This window comes from Lentzea sp. NPDC006480 (assembly GCF_040611995.1).
Classification (GTDB): Bacteria; Actinomycetota; Actinomycetes; order Mycobacteriales; family Pseudonocardiaceae; genus Lentzea.
Genome location: NZ_JBEXPJ010000039.1, coordinates 48,122 through 64,525 on the forward strand (window position 1 = coordinate 48,122; position 16,404 = coordinate 64,525).

The following is a 16,404-nucleotide window of genomic DNA, read 5'->3' on the forward strand; positions in this document are numbered from 1 at the left end:
TTCGCGGGGGAGAGTTGTCCTCAGCGGTAAAGGTTCACCTAAAAGAGTCGAGAACCGCTGTTCTGTCGACTTTGCCCGGTCCGCGCAACGGCAGCTCGGACACGAACCGCACCAGTTTCGGCACGGCGGCGCGGCCCACGCCGTCCACGACAGCGGCCTTCAAAGCATCCAGCGCCGGCTCGTCACCGCGCACCACCACGGCGGCCGCGACGACCATGCCCCACTCGTCGTCCGGCACCCCGACGACACACGCCTCCAGGACGCCCTCGACGTTCGCCAGAGCCCGCTCGACCAGGATCGGCGGCACCTTCTCGCCGCCCGTGACGATCACGTCGTCCGCGCGGCCCAGCACCTCCAGCCGCCCGTCGCGCAGCCGCCCGAGATCGCCGGTGCGGAACCACTCGCCGAACGGTTCCGCGGTGCCCCGGTATCCCAGCGCCAGCACGGGTCCGCTGATCTCGATCAGGTCGTCCGTGCGCACTGAGACGTCCCGCAGCGGCTCACCGTCGTACACACACCCACCGGCCGTCTCGCTCATGCCGTACGTGGTGACGACCTGCACGCCGAGGGCGCGCGCCTGCTGCAACAGCTTCGGCGGTGTGGCGGCGCCGCCGATCAGCACGCCGTCGAACTGCCGCAGCGCCTCGAGCCCCGGCCCCTCGGTCACCACGAGCCGGGACAGCTGCGTCGGCACCAGGGCGGTGTAGTGGCGTCCTGGCTGGGCCAGCACCGGCCGGGCGGCCTGCGCGAAACCCATGGCGCGGAAGCCCTTCGACATGTCGAGCACGCCGGGTGTGGTGCCCGCGACGATCGACCGCACGAGCACCTGGACCCCGGCGATGTGGCTGGTGGGCAACGCCAGCAGCCACGTGCCGGGGCCGCCGAGCCGCTCGTGGGTGGCTTCCGCCGAGGTCGTCAGCGCCGCAGCGTCGAGCAGCACGGTCTTCGGCTCGCCCGTCGACCCGGAGGTGGGCACGCCGAGCACGGCCCGCTTCTCCCAGCCGTCGAGCGGGCCGTCCACCAGCGGTTCGCCACCGTCGAGCGCCGCGCGCAGTTCGTCGAGCATCAGATCCCGCTCAGAAGTAGTACGGGTAGTTCGACCAGTCGGGGTCGCGCTTCTCCAGGAACGCGTCGCGGCCCTCGACGGCCTCGTCGGTCATGTACGCGAGCCGGGTCGTCTCGCCGGCGAAGATCTGCTGTCCCACCAGACCGTCATCGATCAGGTTGAACGCGTACTTGAGCATCCGCTGGGCGGTCGGCGACTTGCCGTTGATCTCGCGGGCCCACTCCAGTGCCCTGGTCTCCAGCTCGGCGTGCGGCACGACCTCGTTGACAGCGCCCATCTTGAACATGTCCTCGGCGGAGTACGTGCGGCCGAGGAAGAAGATCTCGCGCGCGAACTTCTGGCCGACCTGCCGTGCCAGGTACGCCGAGCCGTAGCCGCCGTCGAACGAGCCGACGTCCGCGTCGGTCTGCTTGAACTTGGCGTGCTCCCGGCTGGCGAGCGTGAGGTCGCACACCACGTGCAGGCTGTGGCCACCGCCCGCGGCCCAGCCGGGCACGACCGCGATGACGACCTTCGGCATGAACCTGATCAGCCGCTGGCACTCCAGGATGTGCAGCCGCCCCGCCCTCGCCGGGTCCACCGTCTCGGCCGTCTCACCGGACGCGTACTGGTACCCGCTGCGCCCGCGAATCCGCTGGTCACCGCCACTGCAGAACGCCCAGACGCCGTCCTTCGGCGCCGGCCCGTTGCCGGTCAGCAGCACGCAGCCCACGTCGGACGACATCCGCGCGTGGTCGAGCGCCCGGTACAGCTCGTCCACGGTGTGCGGCCGGAACGCGTTGCGGACCTCCGGCCGGTTGAACGCGATGCGGACCGTGCCCTGGTCGAGCGCGCGGTGGTAGGTGATGTCGGTGAAGTCGAAGCCCTCAATCGGCTTCCACAGCGACGGGTCGAAGAGCTCCTGATCTGCCACGGTCCGAGACTCTAGGCGTCCGGCGCTGAGACCCGCTCCCGGATGCTCGACGACGCGAGCAGCATCGCGACGACTCCGATGGTGGGCAGGAACGACGAGAACACGGTTGACCCGGCCGGGACCTGCACGTGCCACTGCGACATGACCACCCACGTGACCGCGAGCTTCAGGAGCAGGCAGATCGACCAGCTGCGCAACGTGCGACCGGCGTTCACCGCGGGAGCGGTCAGCACGGCGTGCACCGGCACCGCGATGATCACGAGCAACAGCGGCGTGCCCGCGAGCGCGCCCAGCACCGAGGCGTCGACCTCGTTGCTCCAGAGGCCGCGCGCCTCGGGCAGGAACCACGTGACGAACGCGATGACTCCGACCACCGCGGCGATCAGTCGTCGACCCGGACGCGGCGCTCGTGGACGGCGCAGCAGGCAGATCAGCGCCGCGGCGGTCGAGATGAGGCAGCACCAGATCCACTGGGCCGGCGTGCCGAGCGCCAGGCAGATCGGGACGTACGACAGCCACAGGGCGATCTGGGCAGGGTGCCGATCGCGCCGGCGCACCTGCTTCTTGCGGGAGAACAGGTCCGACGCCGTCCACACCTGCCAGATCCCGAGCCAGCAGGCGGCGCCCCTGGCCGGTCCGGTCAAGCCGCCGCCGTCGAGCACGACGCCCACGCCGACCAGTCGAGGCGGCTGATCCCCGTAGAGGAGAGCTCCGCCGATCAGGAAGAGGCCGCTCACGACGGCGAGCACACCCGCGAGCACGAGCCAGATGTCCAGCTCCGCCTCTTCGGGCTGAGCCGGCGCGTGCTTGGTGTTGTGCACGGTGTGGTTGAGGTCACCGTGCACGTGACCTATCTGCCACGCGTTTCCTGAGACCTGGCCGCTGACCTCGTTGCGCGGTTCAGGCGCTTCGGTCATTCCCCACCCCCTGGTTCTCAGCAGCGTAGCGACGGCCACTGAGACAATCGACGGATGAACGGGTCAAGTGCGCACGCGAGGGTGATCGTCGACGAGCTGGTGCGCAACGGCGTCCGGCACGTCGTGCTGTGCCCCGGTTCGCGCAACGCCCCGCTGTCGTTCGCGCTGCACCAGGCCGAGCAGAAAGGCCTGCTCACGGTGCACGTGCGGATCGACGAGCGCAGCGGCGGGTTCCTGGCGCTGGGCCTCGCGAAGACGGGCCGGCCCGCGGTCGTGACCTGCACCAGCGGCACGGCGGTCGCGAACCTGCACCCCGCGGTCGTCGAGGCGCAGCTGACGAACGTCCCGTTGATCGCGCTGACCGCCGACCGCCCGGTCGACCTCTACCGCACCGGGGCCAGCCAGACGATCAACCAGCACGACCTGCTCGGCATCCCGACGCTGCACATGCCGGAGGGCGCCGACGAGCCCACCACGCGCTCGTTGGTCTGCCGCGCGATCGCGACTCCCGGTCCGGTGCACGTCAACGTGCCGTTCCGGCCGCCGCTGACCCCGGACGACTCCTCGTGGCCGTCGTCGGACCGGACTCCGTGGACCGCGACGGACCGCACGTTCACGGTCGAGACCAGGCCTTCCGAACTGCCGCCGCGCACACTGGTGCTGCTCGGGGACGACCGCCCGGAGCGGTTGCTCAAGGCCTCTCAGCTCGGCTGGCCGGTGATCGCCGAGCCGACCGCACCCGGTGGCCTGCGGCACGGCTCGTTGCTGCTCAGCGCGGGCCTGCCGGCGCACCTGCGGCCGGACGCGGTGCTCGTCGTGGGCCGGGTGACGTTGTCGCGCGGCCAGCAGTCGGTGCTGAAGCAGACCGCGATCGTGCACGCCGTCGGTGACCAGGCGCAGTGGCCGGACACGCAGTTCACCGCATCGCGTGCCTCGACCTGGCTGCCTGAACCGGCGGAGCACGACGGGGAGTGGCTGCAGGCGTGGCAGAGCGCGGTGAAGAGCGTCAGCGAGGCCGTGGACGACCTGCTGGACGCTGAACCGTGGCCGACCGGTCTGCACGTTGCGCGCGACCTCACGCAGGCGGTGCCATCGGGTGCGTTGGTGTTCGTCGGCTCGTCGAACCCGATCCGCGACGTCGACCACGCGGGCGAGCGCCGTTCGGACATCACGATCCACGCGAACCGGGGTGCGGCGGGCATCGATGGCAGCGTGTCCACGGCCATCGGGCTCGCTGTGGTTCACGACGGTCCGGCATATGCGCTGATGGGCGACCTGACGTTCCTGCACGACAGCAACGGCCTGCTGGCCGACCACCGGCCGGACCTCACGATCGTCGTCCTCAACGACGACGGCGGCGGGATCTTTTCATTGCTGGAACAGGGAGCACCCGAGCACAGCCGAAGTTTCGAAAGGATATTCGGCACCCCGCACGGGACGGATTTGGCCGCTTTGTGCGCGGGCTACCGAATTCCGCACTCCACAGTGGACGGGCCGGAGGAGTTCCGTAGCGCACTTGCGCGGCCAAAAGGCCTCCAAGTGGTGGAAGTGCAGGCAAAAAGAGACGAACTGCGCGCGTTGCACCAACGTCTCAAGTCGACTGTGTCAACCATTTTCAGCAGGTAGGAAACCTACGTAAGTCGGTGGTTCGCACCCCGAGCTGTGGATAGCGTCCCGCGCATGTCGATCAGATCCAAGGCGACGGCCGCGGTGGCGTCCGCGGCCGCGATGACGCTCTTCGCGGGGACGGCGCTGGCGGCGTCTCCGGGTGCACCCGGTGCCGGCGACCCGTACTACCCGACGTACGGCAACGGCGGATACGACGTCTCCCACTACGACATCAGGCTCAACTACAACCCGAACGGCGACCAGCTGTCGGGCACCACGACGATCCTCGCCAAGGCGACCGAGGACCTCACGCAGTTCAACCTCGACTTCCTGCTCAAGGTGAAGTCGGTCCGGGTGAACAACGTGCCGTCCACGTTCGTCTCCGACAACGGCGAGCTGACCCTCACCCCGCGCGGCGGCGTGCGCAAGGGCCAGGACCTGACGATCGTCGTCACCTACGCGGACTCGCCCTCCACGGTGAAGGACCGCAACGGCTTCACGGCGTGGACCAAGACTCCCGACGGCGCCCTGGCCATCGGTGAGCCGGAGATCGCCTCCTGGTGGTTCCCGTCCAACGACCACCCGACCGACAAGGCCACCTTCGACGTCAACGTCGCCGTGCCGAACGGCGTCGAGGCGATCTCGAACGGCACCTTCGTCGGCCAGACCCGCCAGATCAACGGCTACACGCGCTGGAACTGGCGCAGCACCAAGCCGCAGGCGACCTACCTGACGTTCCTGACGATCGGCCAGTTCGAGATCCGCCAGTCCACGGCACCGAACGGCCAGCCGGTGTACAACGCGTACTCCGAGCGCCTCGGCGAGAACGCCGACGCCGCCAAGGCCAGCATCGAGCGCACCCCCGAGGTCATCGAGTTCCTCGCGGAGAACGTCGGCCCGTACCCGTTCGAGGCGCAGGGCGGCGTCGCCACCCCTGGCCTGGGCTACGCGCTGGAGAACCAGACCCGCCCGAACTACGACACGGCCTTCTTCCGCCGCGGTGCCAACACCTACGTCATCGCCCACGAGCTCGGCCACCAGTGGTTCGGCGACTCGACGTCGGTCCACCACTGGCGAGACATCTGGCTGAACGAGGGCTTCGCGTCGTACATGGAGTTCCTCTGGTCCGAGCACATCGGTGAGGGCACGGCCCAGGAGAACGCCGACTTCACCTACGACCTGTACCCGGCCGACGACCCGTTCTGGCAGGTCCTGCCCGGCGACCCCGGCGCCGACAAGGTGTTCGACGGCGCCGTGTACGACCGCGGTGCCCTGACCCTGCACGCCCTGCGCGTGGCCGTGGGTGACGCGAAGTTCTTCGAGATCCTGAAGACGTGGACGGCGGAGAAGAAGTACTCCGACGCCACGATCGAGGAGTTCATCGCGGTGGCCGAGCGGGTGTCGGGCCAGCAGCTGGACCAGCTGTTCCAGACGTGGCTCTTCACCAAGGGCAAGCCGGCCGAGGCTCCGGGCCGCACCGCTGACGTCTCCGCCAAGTCGCTGTCCGTGGCCTCTGCTCCGGCCAAGGCGGCTGAGCCGAAGTCGCGCGCCAAGATCCAGCTGACGCACGAGCTGCTGGACGCGCACAAGTAACCGCTCGTCTGACCGCGCCTGACTGTCAGACCTGCTGAGTACGTTATGACGCAGGGGTTCCCAGCAAGGGGGGACCCCTGCGTCAGCGCGTTCCGGACCGAAAACGGGTGGGCTGGATGAGCGAGGAAGCGCCTGCCTGGGCGTACGAGCGGGCGGAAGTTCGTCCGCACGACCCTCGCTGGACGGTCCGGGCAGCGGCTGAGCGCGACCACCTGAAGAGCCTGCTCGCACCGTGGCTGGTCGACGGAGTCGAGCACGTCGGCTCGACCTCGGTACCCGGCCTCGCCGCGAAGCCGATCGTGGACCTCCAGGCCTCCGTGACCGATCTGGACACCGTCGCAGCGCGAGCGTCCGATCGCCTGATCGCCAACGGCTGGGCGTACGTGCCTCCGGAGCTGGACCAGCGTCCCTGGCGCCGCTTCTTCGTCAAGCCCGACCAGTCAGGACAGCGCCGCGAAGCCCACCTGCACCTGATCCAGGCAGGCCACCCGCGGTGGGCCGACCAGATCCGCTTCCGCGACGCCCTCCGCGCCGGCCAGGACCTCGCGCACCAGTACGAGAACCTGAAGCGCGACCTGTCCGAGCGCAGCGGACACGACCGCGAGGCTTACACCGAAGGCAAGGCAGCCTTCATCGCAAGCGTTCTGAACCCCTAGAGGCCTTCCAGGGCCTCGCGCATCGGCCGCATCTTGGCGTGCGCCTCCTGCACCTCGATGTCCGGATCCGAGTCCGCCACCAGCCCGCACCCCGCGAACAGCCGCGCCGTCGACCCGGTGATCTGCGCGCACCGCAACGCGATCCCGAGCTCGCCGTCCCCGTTCCCGTCGATCCACCCGACGGGTCCCGCGTACCGGCCGCGGTCCATGCCTTCCAGCTGCGAGATCAACGTCGTCGCGTCCAGCCGGGGCGTCCCACCCACGGCGGCCGTCGGGTGCACAGCCTCCCCGAGGTGCAGCAACGACACCGACGACTCAAGGGTGCCGATCACGTCAGAAGACAGGTGCGACACGTTGGGCAGCCGCAGAACCGAAGGGCCCTCGACTGACATCGTTGTGCAAAAGGGCCGCAACGTGTCCGCGAGCGACGTGATGGCGTAGTCGTGCTCTTCGAGGTTCTTCTCCGACGACATCAACGCGGCAGCGAGCTCCTCGTCCGAAACCCCGTCGTGCGGCCAGGTCGTCCCGGCCAGCACCCGCGAGTCCACGACCGACCCGGTCCGGCGCAGCAGCAACTCCGGCGTCGCGCCCACCAGGCCGTCCACCGCGTACGCCCAGCACTCCGGATACCGCCGGGCCAACCCCTGCAGCACGAACCGCTGGTCCAGGCGCCGATCCGTGGAAGCCACCAGGTCGTGGGCGAGCACCACCTTGTCCAGCTCACCACCACGCATCCGGGCAACGGCGGACCGCACGGCCTCGCGGTACTGCGTGACCGGCAGCTGACCGTTCGAGTAGCGGATCCCGGACGGGCGGGACAGCGGGGTGACGTCGGGTGTGGTGTCCGCGGCGCCGATCGTGGTGATCCACTGCTCGCCGTTGCGGCGGCCGACCACGACCTCGGGGACGATCAGCACCGAGTCCCCGGGCGAGTCCGCGAAGGCCATCGAGATGAAGGCGACGGGGCCGCTGCCGGGTACGCCCAGCGCGTCGTCCACGTCGAGGTGCGCGCAGAACTCGCGCCACCACTTGTCGGCCTGCGCGAAACGGTCTGGACCGCTGACCTCGAGCCGCGCGGCCTCGCCCCAGCCGACCAGCCCGGACCCGTCGCGCACCCAGGCGAGCGCGTGCTCCGGGTCTGGCAGCAATCCGAGCAGGTCACCGGCGGTGGCCCGGCTCGTCCGGACGCGGATCCGCTGCCGTGCTCGTGATGTCGGTGCAGAGGTCACGCTCCGACTGTATGGATATGAACCTGAAAGCGCGGCACCCGCCCGGCTCTAGACTTCTCAGTTGTGGTGGACAACGCAGTGACCAAGCCGGCGCTAGGTGTGCGTGTCCGCCGTGTGGTGAGTCGCGTGTTGCTCGTGGTCGGCGGGGTGGTGACGCTCATGTGCGTGCTGCTGCCGCTCGCTTGCTGGCGGGACGACATGGCCATCGAGCGGCACCTCGGGCAGGCGGTCGCGCAGGTCGACTCCGTGGCCTTCAACAGGACGGTTGTGCGCTACGCCACACCGGACGGCCGCGTGATCATCCCGTCGCAGGGCGTGCTGTACCCGTCGGGGCTCAACGTGGGCGACAACGTGCGGGTCGAGTACGACCAGGCGAACCCGGAGCTGACGCGCGTCGCGGGGCGCAGCGCGGTGCTCAGCCTGTTGCCCGTGGGCACGTTCCTCTTGGCCGTCTGGCTCGTCATCGCGGTCGTTGTGACAGTTCTACGCAGATTCGGCACTCAGGTGTAACATCCGGAGCATGGCGGATGACCTGGAGCTGCGCTTCGAGCGCACGGTGCAGGCCGACGCGCGCATCGAGCCGCGTGACTGGATGCCCGACGGCTACCGCAAGACCCTGATCAGGCAGATCGCCCAGCACGCGCACTCCGAGATCATCGGGATGCAGCCGGAGGGCAACTGGATCTCGCGCGCGCCCTCGCTGCGGCGCAAGGCGATCCTGCTGGCGAAGGTGCAGGACGAGGCCGGGCACGGCCTGTACCTGTACTCGGCGACCGAGACGCTCGGCGCCGACCGCGAGGACCTGACGACCAAGCTCATCGAGGGCCGCCAGAAGTACTCCTCGATCTTCAACTACCCGACGCTGACGTTCGCCGACGTCGGCGTGATCGGCTGGCTCGTCGACGGCGCCGCGATCTGCAACCAGGTGCCGTTGTGCCGCACCTCCTACGGGCCGTACGCGCGCGCCATGATCCGCATCTGCAAGGAAGAGTCGTTCCACCAGCGTCAGGGCTACGAGCTGCTCATGACGATGATGCGCGGCACTCAGCAGCAGCGGGACATGGTGCAGGACTCGGTGAACCGCTGGTGGTGGCCGGCGCTGATGATGTTCGGCCCGCCGGACTCCGAGTCGACGAACACCGAGCAGTCGATGGCGTGGCGGATCAAGCGCGACACCAACGACGAGCTGCGGCAGAAGTTCGTGAACATGAGCATGCCGCAGGCTCAGGCCTTGGGCGTCACGTTCCCGGACCCCGACCTGAAGTGGAACGAGGAGCGCGGGCAGTACGACTTCGGCACGCCGGACTGGGACGAGTTCTGGCAGGTCGTCAAGGGTGGCGGTGTCTGCAACGAGCAGCGCATCGCCCACCGCCGCAAGGCGCACGAGGACGGTTCCTGGGTGCGCGAGGCCGCTGCCGCACACGCTCAGAAGCACGCACGTAAGGAAGGTGCCGCGTGAGCACGTCTTGGCCGCTGTGGGAAGTGTTCGTGCGGGGCAAGCGCGGCCTGAACCACGTGCACGTCGGTTCGCTGCACGCGCCGGACGCGGAGATGGCGCTGCGCAACGCGCGTGACGTCTACACGCGCCGCAACGAGGGCGTGTCGATCTGGGTGGTGCCCGCGGCCTCGATCACGGCCTCCTCGCCGGACGAGAAGGACCCGTTCTTCGCGCCGGCCGGGGACAAGGTCTACCGGCACCCGACGTTCTACTCGATTCCCGAGGACGTGCCGCACCTATGAGCTTCGACAACGCTTACGAGTCGCTGCTGGGGCACGAGGACTCGCACTGGGCCTTCGGGACCGGGTTCTCGGACGCTCTCGTCGGCGTGAACCGCGAGTTCCCGGCGGGCGTGGACCGCGCGGACATCGCCGCCTACTGCCTGATGCTCGGCGACGACGCGTTGATCTTCTCGCAGCGGCTGTCGGAGTGGTGCTCGCGCGCTCCTGAGCTCGAAGAGGACATCGCGCTCGCCAACATCGCTCTGGACCTGCTCGGACAGGCCCGCATGCTGCTGACGCGCGCCGGTGAGGTGCTCGACCGCGACGAGGACGCGCTGGCGTACCTGCGCGACGAACGCGAGTTCCGCAACGTGCACCTGGCCGAGATCGACTGCGGCCCAGGCCCTGGTGGCGACTTCGCCACGACCATCGCGCGGCTGCTGGTGTTCTCGTCGTGGCGGCTGGCGCTGTTCTCCCGGTTGCGGGGCTCAGCCGACCCGGTGCTCGCCGCCGTGGCCGCGAAGGGCCTGAAGGAGCTGGCGTACCACCGCGACCACGCCGCGCAGTGGACCGTCCGGCTCGGTGACGGCACCGACGAGTCGCACCGCCGCATGCAGGCGGGCTTGGAGCGGGTGTGGCCGTTCGTCGACGAGCTGTTCGCCACGCACGCCGTGGAAGCTCGCCTGGCCGGCGTCGCCGTTGATCCGGCTTCGCTGCGGTCCGAAGTGGACGGTGTGCTGGAGGCGGTGCTGCCGGCTGCCGGACTCACGCGTCCGGCGGATTCGAAGGCCGCTCGGGTGGCCGGGATGGCCGGCCGCGACGGCGTGCACACCGAGGCCATGGGCTTCCTGCTCGCCGAGATGCAGCACCTGCACCGGTCGCTGCCGGGAGCGGTCTGGTGACGACGGCACTGGAGGTCGCGTCGGCCGTGCGGGACCCGGAGCTCCCGGTTCTCACGCTGGCCGACCTCGGCGTGCTGCGCGAGGTGTCCGAAGAGGACGGTCGCGTCGTGGTCACCATCACGCCGACCTACTCGGGCTGCCCCGCGATCGACGAAATGGGCGCGGACCTGCGCCGGTCTCTGCGGAACGCGGGCTACGACGAGGTCGAGGTGCGGCTCTCGCTCTCCCCGGCCTGGACGACCGACTGGATCAGCTCCGAGGGCCGTTCGAAGCTGGCCGCCGCAGGCATCGCGCCTCCAGCGCGAATCGGCCCTGCCGCCGTGGGCCCGGTGCCGCTGAACCTCGTGCCGCCGTCCCGCCAGGTCGCCTGCCCGCAGTGCGGCTCGCTGAACACCCAGGAGATTTCCCGGTTCGGCTCCACGGCGTGCAAGGCCCTGCGCCGCTGCAACACCTGCGCCGAACCGTTCGAGCACGTCAAGGAGATCTGAGTTGTCGCGCCGCGCTGCTTTCCACAAGCTCACCGTCGCCAGCGTCGACCGCCTCTGCGACGACGCCGTGGCCGTCACCTTCGACGTGCCCGCTGATGTGGCTGACGAGTTCGCCTTCGCCGCGGGCCAGTACCTGACCCTGCGCCAGGGCGACGAACGCCGCTCGTACTCGATCTGCGCCCCGGCCGGTGCCGCCCCGCGCATCGGCGTGCGCCGCGTCGACGACGGCCTGTTCTCCACCTGGCTGGTGGACCGCGTTTCCCCCGGCGACGTCGTGGAAGTCCTGCCCCCGCTGGGCAAGTTCAGCCCGACCGGCGCCGGCACCCACCACGGATTCGTCGTGGCGGGCTCCGGCATCACCCCGGCCCTGTCGATCGCCGCCACGGTCCTCGCCACCGGCGCCCGCGTCACCCTGCTCTACGGCAACCGCCGCACCGACACGGTGATGTTCGCCGACGAGCTGGCCGACCTGAAGGACCGCTACCCGGCCACGTTCCAGCTGATCCACGTCCTGTCCCGAGAACCCCGCGACGTCGAGCTCTTCTCGGGCCGCCTGAACGCGGAGAAGCTCACGGCCCTGTTCGACGCCGTCGTCCCGTTCGACGGCATCGACGAGTGGTGGCTGTGCGGCCCGTACGAGATGGTCCAGGACGCGACCTCGGTGCTGCGTGACCGCGGCGTGCCGACCGACCGCGTGCACCACGAGCTCTTCTACGTCGACGAGCCCCCGCCTCCGCCCCGCCGGGTCGAGGCCGTGGTGGACTCAGCCGCTTCCGTGACGGTGATCCTGGACGGCAAGTCGACCACTCTGCCGCTGCCGGCCGACGAGCCGATCCTGGACGCCGCCCAACGGGTCCGCGCGGATCTGCCCTTCGCCTGCAAGGGCGGGGTGTGCGGCACGTGCCGCGCGTTGGTCACCGACGGCACGGTCGAGATGCGCCGCAACTACGCGCTCGACGAGTCCGAGGTGGCGGCCGGATTCGTGCTGACCTGTCAGGCGCTGCCGACCAGCGAATGCGTGACGGTCGACTTCGACGCCTGAGTTTCCCGACGAACTGCCGGTGAACGTGGCACGATCAACGGCCATGGGGGTCGTCGTCCGCTCAGCGCTCTGGGGAGCCGCAACAGGCATCGTGCTCATGGCCGGCCTGGGGACGCTCGTCGAGGTGACCACGCCGAGCGACCACCCGTCCTCGCTGGTCGTGACGATCTTGGCGATCCTCTTCATAGCGGGCGCAGTCGGCGGCGTCCCCGGCGTGGTCGTCGGCACAGTGGTCGGCCTCATCCGCCGCTCGCTCCAGCGCCCGGCCGTGCCCGCGGTCGCCTACCCGCCGATCCCGCAGCAGCCCTACGACATGTGGTCCGAACTGGTCGAGCGCTGCGCCGAGTCGACGAGACGAGTTGCCGCGGCCGTGCAGACGGTGCCGAAGTCACCGGCGAGGGACTGGCTCCAGAGGATCAGCGAGCAGCTCACCAAGGAGCTCGACGACGTCAGGGGCATCGCGCAGCTCGGCAGGGCACTGGGCGCGGTCGACCGGCAGCACCCGGTGTACCAGCGGCTGCTCAAGGCCGCGCACGACTTCCAGCAGTTCGAGAACGAGGTCGGCAGGGTCGCGCTGCAGATGTTCGACCACCCGGAGCTGGACGCGGCGCGCACCCACCTCGAAGTGCTCGAGAAGCAGCTTCCTCAGCTGTCGACCTGAAGCGCGGACTGCCACCAGCCCAGCACCTCGTCGGCCACGTCCGGAGCGGCCACCAGCAACCCGTCCGCAGGCAGCTGAGCCCCAGCACCGCGTCTGTCCAACACCACGGCGCCGGACTCCACGGCCAAAGACACCGCGCCGGCCACGTCCCACTCGTGATAGCCGTGCAGGACGGCGGCAGCGACGTGACCAAGAGCCACCTGTGCCACGGCCAGGCATTTCGATCCCAGCACCCGGACTCCGGTGCCCGCGATGGCCGCCGTGGAGATGAATTCACCCATTCCGGCCCACGGACCCGTTCGAGTCATCTCCGTGCACACCACGAGCGAATCGCCCTGACGCTCAGTGAGTCGCACCGGCGTGCCGTTCGCCCGCATGCCCCGGCCTCGCGCTGCGGCGTAGATCTGCGCGCGGTAAGGGTCCGCGACGACGCCGACGACCGGGCCCCAGCGGTCCACGAGAGCCAGGCTGTACGCGCACCACGGCATGCCCGCGGTGTAGTTGGCGGTGCCGTCGACCGGGTCGACCACCCAGCGGAACTCGGAGTCGCCGGGAACGTCGACGTCAGAATTCTCACAAAAGACCGGAATCGAGGGGAACTCCGCGGTCAGGACGCGCCTGGTGTGGCGTTCGAGGGTGCGGTCGGTGTCGGTCACCCAGTCGAACGGCGACTCGTCGGAGTCCGGACGCACGCCGCGACCGGCGGTGGCCATGATGACGTCCGAGGCGTCGTTCGCCAGACGACCAGCCACTTCCAGCGCTATTGACACCAGGCCGGGGTCCACCGGGTGCGCGGGTCGGGACGACAAGACGGTCATGCTGGCCTAGTTTCACCGCGTCGGGTGACCGGCAACCGAATCGAAGATGACCAATCGACGATCACCTGGCCACGACGTGAGGTGTTCTGACCGCGTCAAATTTCGTGTCACGCGGACTTCACACGCGCACTACAAGGTGTCTCTTGTGCGCGTAGCGATCGTGACCGAGAGCTTCCTGCCCCAGGTGAACGGGGTGACCAACTCCGTTCTCCGTGTGCTGGAACACCTGCGGCGAAACGGCCACCAGGCGATGGTGGTCGCGCCGGGTGCCGGCGCGGGCGAACACCACGGCACGCCCGTCGTCAGAGTCTCCGCCGTCGACGTGCCCATGGTGACCAGCCTGCCCATCGGGGTGCCGACCCCGAAGGTGTTGCACGCGTTGGCTGACTTCCAGCCCGACGTCGTGCACCTCGCCTCGCCGTTCGTGCTGGGCGCGTACGGGCTGAGAGCCGCGCGCAAGATCGACGTGCCGACCGTCGCCGTCTACCAGACCGACGTCGCCGGGTTCGCCGGCAGTTACGGCCTCGGGCTGACCAAACGGGCGGCGTGGCGGTGGACGAAGCGGTTGCACACGCTGGCCGACCGCACGCTGGCGCCGTCCAGCTCGGCGGTCGAGGCGCTGGAGCAGCACGGGGTGCCGCGCGTGCACCGGTGGGGGCGTGGCGTCGACATCGACCTCTTCCGCCCTCGCAGCAAGCAGAACGACGAGCTCACCGTGGGCTTCGTCGGCCGTCTCGCTCCGGAGAAGCAGGTGCACCGGCTCAAGGAGCTGCACGACCTGCCCGGCGTGAAGCTCCGGATCGTCGGCGACGGACCGGACCGCGAGCAGCTCGAACGCGACCTGCCGAACGCGGAGTTCCTCGGGTTCCGCACGGGTGAGGCGCTCGCCGAGGCCTACGCGTCGCTCGACGTCTTCATCCACACCGGACCGCACGAGACGTTCTGCCAGGCCGTCCAGGAGGCGCTCGCGACCGGCCTGCCGGTGCTCGCGCCGAACGCCGGCGGCCCGCGTGACCTGGTTGCGCACGGCCGGACCGGGTACCTGTTCGAGGACGACATCGCGCGGTACGTCGAACTGCTGCGCGACCCGCTGCGGCGCAAGAGGTTCGGGCTCGCCGCCCGCAAGTCGGTGCTGTCCCGCACCTGGCCTGCGATCTGCGACGAGCTGATGGGCCACTACGCTGCGGTGATCGGACTAACTCACCAGGCGGCCGCTTGAGGATCGTTCAGCTAGCCAACTTCTACGGACCGAAGTCGGGCGGCCTCCGCACGGCACTGCACCACCTCGGCACCGGCTACGTGCAGTCGGGCCACGAGGTGGTGCTGGTGGTGCCGGGAGATCGCCGCGCCGACGAGGTCCTGCCGGGCGGTGTCCGGCGGATCACGCTGCCGGCCGCGAAGATCCCGTACACCGGTGGCTACCGCGTCGTGGACCCGTGGCGGGTCAAGGCGCTGATGGAACACCTCAAGCCGGACCGGCTGGAGGTCTCGGACCGGCTGACGTTGCGCGGCATGGGCGCGTGGGCGAGCGAGCGCGGCATCCCGAACGTCGTGATCTCCCACGAACGCCTCGACCGGCTCCTGCAGTTCGTGCTGCCGGAAGGTCCCGCGGTGCGCGGCGCCGACTGGGCCAACGGCCGCATGGCCGCCTCCTACGACACGGTGGTCTGCACGACGGCGTTCGCGCGCGAGGAGTTCGACCGCATCGGTGCCCGCAACGTGCTGCAGGTGCCGCTGGGTGTCGACCTGGCCACGTTCACGCCGAGCCGCCACTCCGCCGACCTGCGCAAGGATCTCCTGCAGGGCAAGGAGAACCTGCTCGTCCACTGTGGCCGGCTCTCGCCCGAGAAGCACGTCGAACGGTCGGTGGACACGCTCGCCGAACTGCACGAGCAGGGCCACTCGGCACGGCTGGTGATCGCCGGCGACGGCCCGCGCCGCACGTCTCTGGAGAAGCGCGCGCACGGCCTGCCGGTGACGTTCCTGGGCTTCGTGAAGTCGCGTCTGGACGTTGCCTCGCTGCTCGCGTCGGCCGACCTCTCGCTCGCGCCGGGCCCGCACGAGACGTTCGGACTGGCGGCCCTGGAGGCCCTCGCCAGCGGCACCCCGGTCGTCGTGAGCCAGAGCAGCGCGCTCAAGGAGATCGTCCAGCCGGCGTGCGGCGCGGCGGTCGACGACCACGCGGCGGCGTTCGCGTTCGCGGCCCAGCGGCTGCTCGCGAGCGGCTCGCGGGAGGCCGCCAGGGCCCGCGCGGAGGAGTACCCGTGGCAGGCTGCGGTCGACGGCATGCTGGGCGCCCTGAAGGTGCCCTGAAGATGATCTCAGGGATGCTGACCTAGGCTCTAGACATGTCGCGAGCCGGCTTGGACAAGAACCCCCGCGAGGTCGCCGAGATGTTCGACGGCGTGGCCAAGGGCTACGACCGCACGAACTCGGTCATGACGCTGGGCTTCGACCGCCGCTGGCGGGAGTGGAGCCGCCGCGTGCTCGACGCGCGCCCCGGCGAGAAGATCCTCGACCTCGCCGCCGGCACCGCGGTCTCCACGGTCCAGTACGCCGAGTCGGGTGCCTGGTGCGTCGCCGCCGACTTCTCCGTCGGCATGCTCGCGGGTGGCGCCCACCGCCGCGTCCCGAAGGTAGCCGCGGACGCGCTGCGGCTGCCGTTCAAGGACAACTCCTTCGACGCCGTCAGATCACCCAGGTCGAACGTCGGCTGGTGCAGGTCGCGCTGCTTCTCCTGGCCGTTCCACACGCCGAGGCGCGCGAACGAGCCCGGCACGTGCTCCAGGTAC

18 protein-coding genes are annotated in these 16,404 nt (G+C 69.7%); 13 read left to right on the forward strand and 5 right to left on the reverse strand.

What is annotated here, in order from left to right; all coding sequences use genetic code 11:
* Positions 1–34: 34 nt before the first annotated feature.
* The 3 genes from menE to ABZX92_RS18010 are packed head-to-tail and all read right to left on the reverse strand — an operon-like array spanning position 35 to position 2,896.
* Positions 35–1,066, reverse strand: a complete 1,032-nt coding sequence (menE, locus tag ABZX92_RS18000; RefSeq protein WP_355560135.1) for an o-succinylbenzoate--CoA ligase — start codon at positions 1,064–1,066, stop codon at positions 35–37.
* 10 nt (positions 1,067–1,076) lie between these two features.
* On the reverse strand, positions 1,077–1,979 hold the full coding sequence (locus ABZX92_RS18005; protein ID WP_355560138.1) for a 1,4-dihydroxy-2-naphthoyl-CoA synthase: 903 nt from the start codon (positions 1,977–1,979) through the stop codon (positions 1,077–1,079).
* 11 nt (positions 1,980–1,990) lie between these two features.
* Positions 1,991–2,896 carry a hypothetical protein gene (locus ABZX92_RS18010; protein ID WP_355560140.1) on the reverse strand — a complete coding sequence of 302 codons (906 nt, stop codon included), beginning with the start codon at positions 2,894–2,896 and terminating at the stop codon, positions 1,991–1,993.
* A 54-nt stretch (positions 2,897–2,950) separates the two neighbouring features.
* On the opposite strand from ABZX92_RS18010, the gene menD reads away from it, so the two are divergent.
* The 3 genes from menD to ABZX92_RS18025 all read left to right on the forward strand — a co-directional run bounded on the left by menD (position 2,951) and on the right by ABZX92_RS18025 (position 6,753).
* The gene (gene menD, locus ABZX92_RS18015; RefSeq protein ID WP_355560143.1) at positions 2,951–4,522 is read left to right on the forward strand and encodes a 2-succinyl-5-enolpyruvyl-6-hydroxy-3-cyclohexene-1-carboxylic-acid synthase; all 1,572 of its coding nucleotides are present in this window, start codon (positions 2,951–2,953) and stop codon (positions 4,520–4,522) included.
* A gap of 54 nt (positions 4,523–4,576) precedes the next feature.
* Positions 4,577–6,097: a M1 family metallopeptidase gene (locus ABZX92_RS18020; protein WP_355560145.1), complete on the forward strand. Its 1,521-nt coding sequence runs from the start codon at positions 4,577–4,579 to the stop codon at positions 6,095–6,097.
* Positions 6,098–6,213: 116 nt separating this feature from the next.
* Entirely contained in the window at positions 6,214–6,753 is a 540-nt protein-coding gene (locus ABZX92_RS18025; protein WP_355560146.1) for a GrpB family protein, read from the forward strand.
* Here ABZX92_RS18025 and ABZX92_RS18030 read toward each other — a convergent pair.
* Entirely contained in the window at positions 6,750–7,982 is a 1,233-nt protein-coding gene (locus tag ABZX92_RS18030; protein WP_355560149.1) for an isochorismate synthase, read from the reverse strand. The genes ABZX92_RS18025 and ABZX92_RS18030 overlap by 4 nt on opposite strands.
* A gap of 126 nt (positions 7,983–8,108) precedes the next feature.
* On the opposite strand from ABZX92_RS18030, the gene ABZX92_RS18035 reads away from it, so the two are divergent.
* Genes ABZX92_RS18035 through ABZX92_RS18065 form a run of 7 tightly spaced genes read left to right on the forward strand, consistent with a single transcriptional unit; the run spans position 8,109 to position 12,794 of the window.
* Positions 8,109–8,492, forward strand: a complete 384-nt coding sequence (locus ABZX92_RS18035) for a DUF3592 domain-containing protein (protein WP_355560152.1) — start codon at positions 8,109–8,111, stop codon at positions 8,490–8,492.
* A 10-nt stretch (positions 8,493–8,502) separates the two neighbouring features.
* Positions 8,503–9,441, forward strand: coding sequence for a 1,2-phenylacetyl-CoA epoxidase subunit PaaA (paaA, locus tag ABZX92_RS18040; protein WP_355560155.1), 939 nt, complete (start codon positions 8,503–8,505; stop codon positions 9,439–9,441).
* Complete coding sequence (gene paaB, locus ABZX92_RS18045) at positions 9,438–9,722, forward strand: 1,2-phenylacetyl-CoA epoxidase subunit PaaB (protein ID WP_355560158.1); 285 nt, start codon at positions 9,438–9,440, stop codon at positions 9,720–9,722. The genes paaA and paaB overlap by 4 nt, the downstream gene beginning before the upstream one ends.
* Positions 9,719–10,603 carry a 1,2-phenylacetyl-CoA epoxidase subunit PaaC gene (gene paaC, locus ABZX92_RS18050; protein WP_355560160.1) on the forward strand — a complete coding sequence of 295 codons (885 nt, stop codon included), beginning with the start codon at positions 9,719–9,721 and terminating at the stop codon, positions 10,601–10,603. The genes paaB and paaC overlap by 4 nt, the downstream gene beginning before the upstream one ends.
* The gene (paaD, locus tag ABZX92_RS18055; protein WP_355560163.1) at positions 10,600–11,091 is read left to right on the forward strand and encodes a 1,2-phenylacetyl-CoA epoxidase subunit PaaD; all 492 of its coding nucleotides are present in this window, start codon (positions 10,600–10,602) and stop codon (positions 11,089–11,091) included. The genes paaC and paaD overlap by 4 nt, the downstream gene beginning before the upstream one ends.
* A gap of 1 nt (position 11,092) precedes the next feature.
* The gene (gene paaE, locus ABZX92_RS18060) at positions 11,093–12,133 is read left to right on the forward strand and encodes a 1,2-phenylacetyl-CoA epoxidase subunit PaaE (protein WP_355560166.1); all 1,041 of its coding nucleotides are present in this window, start codon (positions 11,093–11,095) and stop codon (positions 12,131–12,133) included.
* A 43-nt stretch (positions 12,134–12,176) separates the two neighbouring features.
* Positions 12,177–12,794, forward strand: coding sequence for a hypothetical protein (locus ABZX92_RS18065; RefSeq protein ID WP_355560169.1), 618 nt, complete (start codon positions 12,177–12,179; stop codon positions 12,792–12,794).
* On the opposite strand, the gene ABZX92_RS18070 is transcribed toward ABZX92_RS18065, so the two are convergent.
* Positions 12,779–13,612 carry an inositol monophosphatase gene (locus tag ABZX92_RS18070; RefSeq protein ID WP_355560172.1) on the reverse strand — a complete coding sequence of 278 codons (834 nt, stop codon included), beginning with the start codon at positions 13,610–13,612 and terminating at the stop codon, positions 12,779–12,781. The genes ABZX92_RS18065 and ABZX92_RS18070 overlap by 16 nt on opposite strands.
* Positions 13,613–13,757: 145 nt before the next feature.
* On the opposite strand from ABZX92_RS18070, the gene ABZX92_RS18075 reads away from it, so the two are divergent.
* From ABZX92_RS18075 to ABZX92_RS18085, 3 genes are all read left to right on the forward strand, one after another.
* On the forward strand, positions 13,758–14,831 hold the full coding sequence (locus ABZX92_RS18075) for a glycosyltransferase family 1 protein (protein WP_355560174.1): 1,074 nt from the start codon (positions 13,758–13,760) through the stop codon (positions 14,829–14,831).
* Positions 14,828–15,925, forward strand: a complete 1,098-nt coding sequence (locus ABZX92_RS18080; protein WP_355560176.1) for a glycosyltransferase — start codon at positions 14,828–14,830, stop codon at positions 15,923–15,925. The genes ABZX92_RS18075 and ABZX92_RS18080 overlap by 4 nt, the downstream gene beginning before the upstream one ends.
* A gap of 35 nt (positions 15,926–15,960) precedes the next feature.
* Positions 15,961–16,404: class I SAM-dependent methyltransferase (locus ABZX92_RS18085; protein ID WP_355560178.1), on the forward strand; the 444-nt coding region annotated here is incomplete at its 3' end.